Source organism: Kitasatospora sp. NPDC004615, assembly GCF_042873545.1.
GTDB lineage: Bacteria > Actinomycetota > Actinomycetes > Streptomycetales > Streptomycetaceae > Kitasatospora.
Genome location: NZ_JBIALQ010000001.1, coordinates 288,197 through 300,315 on the forward strand (window position 1 = coordinate 288,197; position 12,119 = coordinate 300,315).

The 12,119-nt window shown below is 73.7% G+C and carries 8 protein-coding genes and 1 riboswitch; of the genes, 3 read left to right on the forward strand and 5 right to left on the reverse strand.

Features of this window, described 5'->3' with window-relative positions:
- Window positions 1–244 precede the first annotated feature (244 nt).
- The 3 genes from ACFYS8_RS01335 to ACFYS8_RS01345 all read right to left on the reverse strand — a co-directional run bounded on the left by ACFYS8_RS01335 (window position 245) and on the right by ACFYS8_RS01345 (window position 3,334).
- Entirely contained in the window at window positions 245–691 is a 447-nt protein-coding gene (locus tag ACFYS8_RS01335) for an acyl-CoA thioesterase (RefSeq protein WP_387634095.1), read from the reverse strand.
- Between the two features lie 66 nt (window positions 692–757).
- Window positions 758–902: riboswitch (cobalamin riboswitch) on the reverse strand.
- Between the two features lie 885 nt (window positions 903–1,787).
- Entirely contained in the window at window positions 1,788–2,069 is a 282-nt protein-coding gene (locus ACFYS8_RS01340) for a sulfurtransferase TusA family protein (RefSeq protein ID WP_387634097.1), read from the reverse strand.
- Window positions 2,066–3,334, reverse strand: coding sequence for an MFS transporter (locus ACFYS8_RS01345; RefSeq protein WP_387634099.1), 1,269 nt, complete (start codon window positions 3,332–3,334; stop codon window positions 2,066–2,068). Before ACFYS8_RS01345 ends, ACFYS8_RS01340 begins: the two co-directional genes overlap by 4 nt.
- Window positions 3,335–3,428: 94 nt before the next feature.
- Between ACFYS8_RS01345 and ACFYS8_RS01350 the strand changes: the two genes are divergently transcribed.
- From ACFYS8_RS01350 to ACFYS8_RS01360, 3 genes are all read left to right on the forward strand, one after another.
- Window positions 3,429–3,656 (forward strand): hypothetical protein, encoded by a 228-nt coding sequence (locus ACFYS8_RS01350; RefSeq protein WP_387634101.1) that lies wholly within the window; start codon window positions 3,429–3,431, stop codon window positions 3,654–3,656.
- Window positions 3,657–3,789: 133 nt separating this feature from the next.
- On the forward strand, window positions 3,790–5,658 hold the full coding sequence (locus ACFYS8_RS01355; protein ID WP_387634103.1) for an FAD-dependent oxidoreductase: 1,869 nt from the start codon (window positions 3,790–3,792) through the stop codon (window positions 5,656–5,658).
- A gap of 183 nt (window positions 5,659–5,841) precedes the next feature.
- Window positions 5,842–7,473 (forward strand): translation initiation factor 2, encoded by a 1,632-nt coding sequence (locus tag ACFYS8_RS01360; protein ID WP_387634105.1) that lies wholly within the window; start codon window positions 5,842–5,844, stop codon window positions 7,471–7,473.
- Window positions 7,474–7,480: 7 nt separating this feature from the next.
- On the opposite strand, the gene ACFYS8_RS01365 is transcribed toward ACFYS8_RS01360, so the two are convergent.
- Entirely contained in the window at window positions 7,481–9,205 is a 1,725-nt protein-coding gene (locus ACFYS8_RS01365; RefSeq protein WP_387634107.1) for a hypothetical protein, read from the reverse strand.
- A 730-nt stretch (window positions 9,206–9,935) separates the two neighbouring features.
- A complete protein-coding gene (locus tag ACFYS8_RS01370; protein WP_387634109.1) occupies window positions 9,936–12,068 on the reverse strand; it encodes a hypothetical protein in 2,133 nt (710 codons plus the stop codon).
- Window positions 12,069–12,119: the final 51 nt, after the last annotated feature.

Sequence of the window (12,119 nt, forward strand, 5' to 3'; positions counted from 1 at the left end):
TGTGGTGCGGTGCGCTACGCGCGTAGGCGGGCACACGCTGCCATGGTGGGGTAATCGGAGCTTGAACGGAACATGTCGATCACACGCCGTCCGCAATGGTGCGGTTTGTCCCTACGTGAGGGTGATCACCTTGCGGCGGCGACAGCCATGAGCCCGGAACGCCAGGTGGGACGGCATTCCGGGCTCACGGACGGTGGCGCCGCGTCAGGCGGCCGCGGGTTCCAGCACGGACGGTGGCGCCGCGTCAGGCAGCCGCGGGTTCCAGCAGGGCCGGGACGGGACGCGGGTGGCTGTCGGCGTCGATGGCGACGAACGTGAGCCGGCCGGTGGCGACCCGGGTGACCGGCCCCGTGGCGTTCCAGCGCTCGGCCGTGACGGTGACATGGACGGTCATCGAGGTACGCCCCGCCCGCTCCAGCTCCGCGTGCGCGGTGAGCAGGTCACCGGCCCGGACCGGGGCCAGGAACGCCATGCCGTCCACCGCGGCGGTGACGGCCGGACCCTCCGCGTGCCGGGCGGCGGCCGCGGCGGCGGCGTCGTCGATGAGCTTCATCACCACGCCGCCGTGGATGGTGCCGTACAGGTTGGTGTCGTGCTCACTCATGATGTGCGCGAGCGTCACCCGGGACACCTGTGCGGGCTTTGCGGGCTTTGCGGCGGACACCACAGGTGCCACGGTCTGATCTGCCACGTCAACTCTCCTTCGCGAGTCGCGGCTGGACGATCCGCGGCACCGGTGGGCACCGCGGGCGGCGGCAGGTCTTCGGACTCGCGGGCATCTCCCCAGGAGGGCCTGTCTACTGGCCGTCGCTTCCCGGACCGGTCGGGCCCAGTGCATGTGACGGCGGTCGTTCCCGCTCACCGCTGCGAGGCAGTCCTGGACTCGCACCAGGTTCCCTCTTGCGACGCTCCAGCCCTGGCTCGGACGGGGGCGAACCGCTGCCCGACCAGCCTATATCCCCATCCGAGGTGCTCAGTCCGCCCTCCGGCCGGGAGGCCTGGGAGCTGTCGGCCCGCGGGGCGTCGGGGCCGACTTCGACGGCGGGGCGGCGGAGGGGCGGGGGCGACCGGTGGGAAGGTCGCGCCCCCGAGGGGGTCAGTTCGCCGGGCAGCCACGACGCGTCGGGCGGGTGAGGGTCGGACCGGCGGCCGGCGCAGCGCGACGGCCTCGACGGCGACGGGACCGGGTCCGCCGGGCGATGTCACGGGCGTCGGCGCGGGCGTCGGCGCAGGCGTCGGGGTGGGCGTCGGCGCAGGCGTCGGGGCGGGTGGGGGCGGGTCGATGGACAGGCGCGAAGGCCTCGACGGCGACGGGAACGAAGTAGCCGTGACCGGCGGGGAGGTCACGCGAGGCGCTCTGCCCTGCGCCCGCCCGGAGGGGTGTACGTCCGCCGGGCGGTGCCACGGGACGTCGGCACGGGCCGGGGGGCGGATCGGCTGCCGGGCGCAGCGCGAACGGCTCGGCAGCGACGCGACCGCAGGGCGCTCCGCGTGGAGTGACGTCAGTCCACCAGGCGCGGCACAAACGAACCCGGCAGCAACACGACCGCGAGGCGCTCCACCCCAGAGGCATCAGTCCGCCGGGGGCGCCACGGGGCGTCGGCGCGGGTCGGGCGCGGCGCACAGGACTCGGCAGCGGCGGGACCGCCCGGCGTCCGCCCGGAGGGGGTCAGTCCGGCGGGCGGTGCCACGGGCCGTCCGGCGCGGGTGAGGGACGGGTCCGCGGCCGGGCGCAGCGCGCGGGGCTCGGCAGCGGCGGGACCGCCCGGCGTCCGCCCGGAGGGGCGTCAGTCCGCCGGGCGGTGCCATGGGGCGTCGGGGCGGGTGGGGGTGGGGGTGGCGGTCAGGCGGAGGGCGTAGGTCTCGGCGGAGATGGGGCCGAGGTAGTGGTGGCCGGTGAGGTGGCACCAGGCGGGGAGGTCGAGGGGGGCGGCGGGGTCGGTGGCGTGGACGTGGACGATGGTGCCGGCGGGGGCGTCGGCGATGGCGGCGCGCAGGCGCAGCAGCAGGGTGACGCAGAGCAATCCGCGTCCGTCGACGGTGAGTTGGGGCGTCTGGTGGTCGGTCATCGCTTGGCCCGGGTGGCGGCGGTGGCGAGGGCGGGGAGGATCAGCAGGGCGAGCAGGCCGCCGCCGAAGGCGAGGACGGGGTAGCCGGCCAGGTCGACGACGGTGCCGGAGGCGAGGCCGCCGGTGGCGCCGGAGATGGCGATGGCGACGTCGATGCTGCCCTGGGTCTTGGCGCGGGTGGCGAGCGGGACGGCGTCGGTGAGGATCGCGGTGCCGGAGACCAGGCCGAAGTTCCAGCCGAGGCCGAGCAGAACGAGCGCGAGGGCGAGCAGTGGGGCGGAGTCCGCGGGGGCGACGGCGGCGAGCGTGCCGGCCGCGAGCAGGGTGAGTCCGGCGGCGGCGCCGATGGCGAGCGGGCCGTACCGGTCGACGAGCCGTCCGGTGAGCGGGGAGGGCAGGTACATCGCGGCGACGTGCAGGGAGATGACGAATCCGGCGGCGGCGGTGCTCTGTCCGGCGTCGTGCATGTGGACGGGCGTCATGGTCATCACGCCGACCATGACGAGCTGGGTGACCACCATGACCTGCGCTCCGAGCAGGACGCGGTTGCGAACGCGGGCGGTTGACGTGGCGTCAGTGGCGGCGGAGGTGTCGGCCTCGGTGGTCGGGGCGGCCGCGGCGGCGGCGCGGGCGAGCAGCAGCGGGTCGGGGCGCAGCCGGGTGGCGAGGACGATCGCGGCGGCGGCGTAGGCGACGCCGCCCAGCAGGAACGGTCCGGCGAGGCGGGGCAGGTGCAGGGCCTCGGCGAGGGCGCCGGTGGGGTCGGCCAGGTTGGGGCCGAGGACACCGCCGAGGGTGGTGGCGACCAGCACGGTGGAGATCGCCCGGGCCCGGTGCCCGGGTGCGGCGAGGTCGGCTCCGGCGTACCGGGCCTGGAGGTTGGTGGCGGTTCCGGCGCCGTAGACGAACAGCGCGAGGAACAGCAGGACGGGGCTGTGGAGCGCGGCGGCGGCGATCACGCCGACGCTGCCGAGGGCGCCGGTGGCGTACCCGAGGGCGAGTCCGGGGCGACGGCCGCGGGCGGCGGATATTCGGCTGACCACGATCGCGGCGAGCGCGCTGCCGGCGGTGAACAGCGCGCTGGGCAGCCCGGCCAGCCCGGTGCTGCCGAGCATGTCCTGGGCGAGCAGCGCCCCGACGGTGATGCCGGCGGCCAGTCCGGCTCCGCTGAGGATCTGGGAGGTGACCAGGACCCGCAGGATGTGCCGCTGAACGGCGGGGTCGGCGGCGAGTTCGGCGGGTGGCGGCGCGGTGGTACTGGTCACGGACGTTCCTCGATTCTCCATGGTTCTGTGGAATACCATATCGGCCGCCCCTCCCGGCAGACCGCGTCCGACCGCACTGCTACCGTCCCCGGCCGTGCACACTCGCCCCGACGCCCAGGATTCCCCCGACGCCGCGCTCGCCCTCCGCGGCGGCCTGCCCGACCAGCACGCCGCATGGGCGTTCCTGCGCTGGTACGCCGCCCCGGGCGTGCTGGTGCGGCACGACGGCGGCGAGGACCTGTGCTGGCTGCACGTCCACGCGCGCACCGCCGAGGAGTTGACGGCGTTCCGGGAGGCGCACCCCGCCGACTGGGTGTGCTGAACGAGCGCCCGGCGCACATGTCGGGAGGGGGCGCGCTGGGCGGGTGCGACGAGCGCCCCCTGTGCGAGTGGTGAAAGGGACTCGATGGGCGGAGCGCGCGTTCCGGGGCGCGGCGCGCTGCCACGCTGGGCCGATGATCTCTCGACGCGGACTCCTCTTTGCCTCCGGTGGCGCGGTGACGGCCGCCGCCCTGGCCGGCCCCGGGGCCGACATCTCTCGTGCGGCGGACACGGCTCCGTCCGACCCGGCGCGGAAGGCGGCGGCGCTCGTCATGGCGCGCCGGATCCTGCTGACCGACGCCGACCACAATGACCTGACGCTCGAGTACCTGAAGCTACTGACCGGCCGTCAGCGCGTGAAGAAGACCGAGACGCGCGACGTCCTGGTGGTCGGCGCGGGCGTGGCCGGCATGGTGTGCGCCCGGCTGTTGCAGGCGGCGGGCCACAAGGTGCGGGTGCTGGAGGCGAATCGCAGCCGGGTGGGCGGCCGGGTGAAGACCTTCCGCGGCGACGTGTGGCAGGACTCCCGGCTGCACGCGGAGGCCGGCGCGATGCGCATCCCGTCCAGCCACGTGCTGACCCTCGCGCTGGCCGACCACCTGAAGGTGCCGCGCCGCCCGTTCGACCTGGTGGACCTCCCGCCGGTGCCGGACCAGGTCTCGCAGGACGCCAAGGTGGTCTACAAGTCGTGGACGGGCGAGGAGTTCGCCAGCGGCGAAGCGCCCGCGTACGTCGCGCCGAAGGGTCTCGGCAGCCGCTTCCTGCACGTCAACGGGCAGACCGTCACCAAGCAGCAGTACGCGCAGGACCCGGCGCCGATCAACAAGAGCTTCGGCTGGGACAGCAACCAGACCGCCTCGAAGGCCTTCGACAAGGCACTCGACACCGCCCGCGGCTACACCATGGACAAGAACAAGGACGGCACCTGGACGGACAAGCCGATCGCCGAACGCGTCACCGGCATGGCCGAGCTGCTGTACGACATGGACGGCTACTCGCTGCTGCGCTACCTGCAGGAGGGCGAGGGCTGGGGCGACGCCCAGATCCAGGCGGTCGGCACGCTGGAGAACCTGACCAGCCGGCTGTCCTACGGCTTCCTGCACTCCGTGTTCGACGCGGGCGACATCAACCCGTCCGTCACCTACTTCGAGTTCAACGCGGGCACCGACGCCCTCACCGAGGCGCTCTCCAAGGGCCTGACGATCGCGCGCGGCCAGGTGGCCACCCGGGTCCGCACCGACGAGCACGGCGTGACGGTGACGGCCGAGCCCGAGACCGGCCCGGAGGACGAGGCCTGCGACGGCGCGATCGGCGGCAAGTCCACCGACTACCGGGCGGACATGGTGGTGCTGGCGGTGCCGTTCGCGGCGCTGCGGCACGTCGACTTCGAGCCGCTGCTCCCCTACGGCAAGCGCCGCGCGATCAGCGAACTCAAGCACGACACCGCGCACAAGGTGCTGCTGGAGTTCACCGAGCGCTGGTGGGAGTGGGACGAGAACACCTGGAAGAGCAAGCTCGGCAACGACTACAAGCCCGCCCCGCACGGCGCGGCGGTGGCCGCGGTCGGCGGCGGCTGCATCTCCGACGAGGCCAGCCGGTTCATCTACTTCCCCTCCCACCCCAGCGACGGCGGCGCGCCCGGCGGTGTCGTGCTGGCCGCCTACAACTGGGCGGAGGACGCGCTGCGCTTCGACGCCCTCACCCCCGCCGACCGGCACACCGAGGCGCTGGAGCACCTGACCGGCCTGTACGGCGAGCGGATCCGGCGCTACGTCACCGACCGGCACGTCTCGCAGTCCTGGCTGCGCAACCGCTGGGCGCTGGGCGAGGCCGTCATCGAGACGCCCGGGCAGCTGCTCAGCCTCGGCCCGCACGTGGCGACGCCCGTCGAAGGGAAGCTGTTCTTCGCCGGTGACCACTGCCAGCCGCGCTACCACGCGTGGATCTCCGGCGCGATCGCCTCCGGCGTGGAGGCCGCCCTGCAGGTCGCCAACACGGTCTGACCATTCACACCACCCGCCGCCGGTACCCGATGTCTCGTCAATCGGGCACCGGCGGCGGGCGTTTCGCCGTCCCGGCCCGAGCCTTTCCGACGGCGGATCAGGCCGGGCCCCGCGCTGCCCGGCCGGCCGTCGGTGGCCGTGTCCCGGAGGGCGTCGCGGCGGGCGCACGGATACCATCGGCCCATGCGCGACACCGGAGGGGACCAGCGGCGCTCCGTGCTGCTGGCGTTCCGCTCGGCGGTGGCACTGCACCGACTGCTGGACGTACTGCCGGTGTTCGAGGGCGACGGGCGGATCTCCCGCTGGTTCACGCTGGTGCCGGGTTCCCGGTTCGATCTGGAGGCGCTGGCAGCGCTGGACCGTTCCGGCGCCCGGGTGATCGACTTCGAGCAGGCCACCGCCCGGCCGTTCGACCTGGTCCTGACCACCAGCCCGAAGGGCGCGCTGGCCAGCCTGTCCGCTCGGGCCCGGGCGCTGCTGCCGCACGGCGCGGGCTTCAACAAGGCGCTGCGCGAGGAGGGTTCGCCCGAGCTGCCGTCCGGCCTCGACCCGGCGTTCCTGCTCTCCGACGGCGCGCCGTGGGCCGATCTGCACGGTCTCGGTCATGCCGAACAGCTGTCCCGGCTGGCCGAGTTCTGCCCGCCGGCGGCCACCCGCGCGGTCGTCGTCGGCGATCCGACGCTGGACCGGATGCTGGAGTCCTACCCCCGCCGCGAGGCGTACCGGGCCGCGCTCGACCTCGGCGACCGGACCTTGCTGGCGGTGCTCTCCACCTGGGGGCCGGAGAGTCTGCTGGTCCAACGCCCTGATCTGCCGGGCGAGTTGGTGCTCGGCCTACCGGTGGACCGGTACCGGGTCGCGCTGCTGGTGCACCCCAACGAGGTCGGCGAGCGCAGCCGGCTCGATCTCGCCGAGCAGTTCCGTCCCGAGCTGCGGGCCGGTCTGCTGCTGCCGTCCCCGCACCAGGACTGGGCGGCGGTCCTGGTCGCCGCCGACGCGGTGATCACCGACCACGGCTCCACCGCCCTGTACGCCGCCGCGCTCGGCCGTCCGGTGCTGAACGCCTACGACGGCGGCCGGGAGTTGATCGCCGGTACCCCGATGGCCCGGCTGCTGGCCGCCGCACCACGCTTCACCGGACTGGACACCGTCCGCGACCTCACCCCGGCCACCGCTCCCCCCGGCCCGGCCGCCGACGCGTTCGACCGGCCCGGGCAGGCGCTGGGCCTGCTGCGCACCGAGCTGTACCGGCTGCTCGACCTGACGCCCCCGCGGCAGCCGGTGCTGGCCCAGCCGTTGCCCCTGCCGTCGGTGCCGCGGTCGGCCGCGCCGGCGCTCGCGGTGCGCGCCGAGGTGGACGGGCAGCGGGTGCGGGTGGAGCGCTTCCCGGCCGCGACCGAGCTGCCGATCCACCACCTGTCCGCCGAGCACCCGGTGGCCGCGCTGGCCCAGGTGCGCAGCGCCGCCGTGCTGTGGCGACGCCCGGGCTCCGGCCGCTGGACGGCAGCCGGCTGGACCGCCCACGTGCTCGCCGAACTCCCCGCCTGCCAGACCGCCGCGGCCGTCCTGTCCGCCGACCGTTTCGTGCTACGGCACCGCCACCACGGCCCGTTCACCGTGCAGCTCGCCCCGGGCCGGTCCGGTGGGCGCATCCACCGCATCGACCCGACCGCCGCCGTCTCAGCCGTCCACGCTTGGCTCGGCGCCCACCCGACAGCCGACGGCCCGTTCGAACTCGACTGCGTGCTGGGCCCGTTCACCGCCCGCCTCACCATCCGCCCGGCCCGCTCGGAGGAGCTCGACGCGGAGCTGTGACCGGCGATCAGGCGGGGAAGTTGCCGCCCAGGCTCCACATCACGGACCAGGGCTGGCCGGGGACGACGGACTTCTCGAAGACGTTGCCGTTGGTGGCGCCGGAGTAGACCCGGACCGTGCCGTCGGTGTCGGTGACCGTGGAGGGCGAACCGGCGAGGATTTCGCCGCCGAGGTTCATGCCGATGTTCCAGGGCTGGTTCGGGCGGAGGTCGTTCTCGTAGAGCTTTCGGTCGGCACCGTGGGCGACCACGATGACGGTGTTGTCCTGGCCGATGGCGACGGAGGGCGAGCCGACCAGGTTGTTGTCGCCGCCCATGTCCCACGTCACCGACCACGGCTCACCTGGGACGACGGTCTTCTCGTACAGGTGACCGTTGGTGCCGTGCGCGTAGATCCGGACGGTGCCGTTGTTGTCGGTGATCGCGGCGGGGTTGTGGTCCAGGTTGCTGCCGCCGAGGTCCATGCCGACGTTCCAGGGCTGGTTCGGGCGGAGGTCGTTCTCGTAAAGCCTGTGGTCGGCGCCGACGGCGACCACGATGACGGTGTTGTCCTTCGCGACAGTGGCGGAGGGAGAGCCGGTCAGGTAGTTGTCGCCGCCCATGTCCCACGTCACCGACCACGGCTCACCCGGGACGACGGTCTTCTCGTACAGGTGGCCGTTGGTACCGTGCGCGTAGATCCGGACGGTGCCGTTGTTGTCGGTGACCGCGGCAGGGTTGTTGTCCAGGTTGCTGCCACCGAGGTTCATCCACTTGTTCCAGCCCTGGAACGGACGCAGGTCGGCCTCGTAGAGGACGTGGTCGGCACCCACGCCGACAACGATGATCGTCCCGTCCTTGGCCACCGTCGCGGCCGGCTGACCGGCCACGTTGCCGCCCATGTCCCACCAGCCCGACCACGGGCCGCCCTTGTCCAGGTGGTTCTCGTAGATGTGGCTGTCCGCCCCGCGACGGTAGACCCGCACCGTGCCGTTCTGGTCCACCACCGTCGAGGAGGAGTGCGACAGGGACGTGGGGGGCGGGGCGCTGTCCACGATGTTGTCGTAGCGGTAGGGCCTGAAGTTGCCCGAGGTGAGATCGCTGCGGGTCCGGGTGGAGATGCGCGCGTCGGTGCCGCTGTGGGCTTCCTCCATCACGGTGGCGACGGTGTGGCCCGAGTCGGCCCATTCCTTGAAGAGCACGACGTGGGTGTCGATGTTGTCCAGCATGTCGCCGGGCTTCAGGTCGTCGTAACTTCCGAGCTGCGTAGCGTAGTTGGGCAGCGTCCAGGTCGTGTCGCCGTAGTTGGTGCCGGCCGTCGAGAGGTGCCAGGCCATCGAGATGAATCCGGAACAGTCCTGGCGGTAGGTGCCGTTGGAGTCTGTCCAGTAGCTGGTCTGGCTGTACGGGACGCCCTGGTCGACCCAGGACTGGGCGCGGGCGATGACCTCGTCGCGGGTGATCGCGCCATTGACCCCGGAAGCGGCAGCTCCGGCGGAGAGGCCCTGGGGTTTCGCGACGCCGGCTGCGGCGAGTTCGGCCTGGGTGGCCGTCGCGGGGTTCTTGACGGTCGGGGTGAACGCGGTTCCGTATCCCTTCGAGGCGATACCGGGCGTTGGTGAGCTGGTGACGGTATGGCCCGTGACGGGCAGCGGGCTCGCGGAGGAGGCGCTCTGGGCGCCGAGGCTCAGGACCATGGGCAGGGCGGACGCGGCAGCGAACGCGGCGGCCACACGGAGGATACGGCTAGACATGGGGACTCCTTGACAAAACGTAAGAAGGCATGGCGGTACCCGCACTTCGGGGCATCCGTTCGAGCGGTGGCGTCGCGGGGCGGCACGGAGGCGGGGCGGGGCGACTGCCCTGCAGGCGGCGACGTCTACGACCAGTGGGTCAGCCACAAGGTGCGGCACTGAGACGGGGCGGGGCGGCTGCCCTGCAGGGGCAGCCGGCATCGCACCGTGAGGGCACGTGGGGTGCCTCGTGGCGGTTCAGGCGGTGGAGCGGCGTCCCGGGCCTCCGGGTTCGGCCCGGCGCGGGCCGGCAGACGGCTGTCCTGCAGGAACAGCGATCGCATCCGGGTGCCGACGCCAAGAGTTCGGTCGACGGCCGGTGCCGCCGGGAATCATCGACGGGCCGGTAGGAGTACGGCCGGGTGGCCGCGGGCGACCATGGCCGCCGGATCAGCCCCGGCCGAGGCTGCAGCGCCCCGCGGTTGGCACTTGCTCCGGTTCGCCGCCCGGTCGGTTTCCCTGGCGGCGATCAATAGCTTCGCCCATCCGACAGCGGCCCGGAAGGGCCTTCGGCTGTCGCCAATCGGACAGTCCGCGGCCCAGGCAGCACACCGTGCACATGTCAAGCAACGGCTCGGCGAACTCCCCTTCTGCATCTGGCAGTTGAACTCACGTCACGCAGAACGGTCCACCGGACCGGGACCCGCCGCGGGGGCAGAACCCGCAGATTGATCGCGGTCCGGTCCGCGGCCTACTCGCTGTCCGGTACGCCGCCGTGCGCGGCGCGCAGTTCGGCGGCCCTGGCGCGGTGGCGGGCGGCGTCCTGGGGGTGGCCGGTGCGCTCGGCGAGGGTGGCGAGGTCGGTGCGGATGCGGGCCTCGTCGAAGGTGGAGCGGCGGGCTTCGGCGTCGGCAAGTGCGGCGGTCAAGTGGGGCTCTGCGTCGAGGAATTGGCCCGCCCGCAGCAGGCCCTGGCCGAGGCCGAAGCGGGCGCGGGCGGAGATGCGTTGACGGCCCGGCATGCCGGTGAACGCCTGGTACGCCCGGGCGAACAGGTCGGCGGCGTCCGGCTGGTCGGCGGCGGCAGCGGCTTTGGCGCACTGGTAGGTCTGCAGCGCGGCGCCGTACGCGTTGCCGATCTCCTGGTGGATGGCGCGGGCCGCGTCGAAGTCGGCGCGGGCGGTGGCGAAGTGCGCGCGGGCGATGTCGGCGTCGCGGTGTTCGGTGGCCCATTGGCCTTCGGCGAGGGCGAGTTGGCCGTGGAAGTCGATGGCGGAGGCGGCGAGTCGGCGGTCGGCGGAGGCGTCGCCGAGCAGGTCGGCGAGGGCGCGGGCCCGGTCGAGGGCGGTGGCGGCCTCCTCGAAGCGGGCGGTCTCCCACAGCGGCCGGGCGAGCAGGCAGCGGGTGCGGATCCGGGCGGGCAGCCGGTCGGCGCGGTCGGCGGCGGCCACGGCCGCGGCGAAGGCCTCGATGGCGTCGGCGTGCCGGGGGTGGTCGAGGAAGTGCGTCCACAGCGATTCGGCGAGTGCCACGGCGTCCTGGTCGCGGCCGCTGTCGTGGGCGAGCGCGACGGCGCCGTACAGGGCCTGCCGGTTGGCCTCCATCCAGTGCAGCGCCTGGGACTTGACGGTGCCGAGGTCGGCGTCGGGGACGCCCGGCAGCGGCGGCACCTCCGCTTCGACGGTGAGGCGGGCGCCGGCCATCACCAGGTCGGCGCGGGCGCTCTGGCGGCGCAGCCAGTGCAGGACTCGGCGGCGGGCGTCGGCACGTTCGGTGCCGTCCGGGTCGGCCTGCCGGGCCCGGCGGTCGGCGTGGCCGCGGACCAGGGCGTGTCGGCGGTAACCGCCGGCCCGGTAGTCGAGCAGTCCGGCGGCGACGAGTTCGGCGAGGGCGTCCTCGGCGGCCGCCAGGCCCTGGCCGAGCAGCGCGGCGGCGGTGTACTCGGTGGCGAACGGGCCGGGGCACTCGGTCAGGGTGCGGTACAACTGGGCGGCGTCGTCGCCGAGTTCGGCGTAGGCGGCGTCCCAGACGGCTTCCACGGGCCTGCTTCCCTGCTGGTGGAGTTCGGCGGTGAGGCGTTCGGCGAGCGCGGCGAGGGTGCGGTGCGGGACGCGGCGGGCGAGTTCGCCGGCCACCTCGGCGGCCTTGGGGAGTCCGGCGCAGGCGGTGGCCAGGGTGTGCACGGTGGCGGGGTCGGCGGCGGCCCAGCGCTTGTCGCCGAACAGCAGGCGCAGCAGTTCGGCGGTGTGGTCGGTGGAGAGCGGCGCGAGGGCGAGCTCCAGCGGGGCGGTGTCGCCGAGGTCGTACAGCGGGCCGTGGCTGGTGACCAGTACCAGGCTGGCGGCGGAGGCGGGGAGCAGCGGCTGGACCTCGGCGCCGGTGCGGGCGTTGTCGATCACCAGGAGTCGGCGGCCGCCGCGGGTGCGGGCCCAGTACTGGCGGGCCAGCGAGCGGAAGTCCGTTGCCAGCCAGGCGCGTTCGACGCCGAGGCCGGAGAGCAGGTCGGCGAGGACGGCGGCCAGGTCGACCGCGCCGTCGCGGCGGTACTCGTCCAGGTCGACGTAGTGCGCGCCGTCCGGGTAGCGCTCGGCGAGGCGGTGGCCGACGCGCAGGCACAGGGCGGTCTTGCCGATGCCGCCCAGGCCGCTGATCGTCACCACCTGCGGGGTGCCCTGGTTGATGCCGTCCGGCTCGGGGAGCTCGGCGATGCGGGCCTGTTCCTCGGTGCGGTCGACGAAGTGGGCGCGCTCCGGCGGCAGTTCGAAGGCCGGGGCGTGGACGACGGCGGCCGCCTGGTGGATGTTCACCGTGCTGACGTGCTGCGCCTGCACCACGGTGTCCACCCGGGCGTGGTCGCCCGCCACGTTGCGCGTCTGTTCGGTCACGCGCCAACCCTACGCGGTGGCACGGGCCCTGACCGGGAGACTCCGCAACCG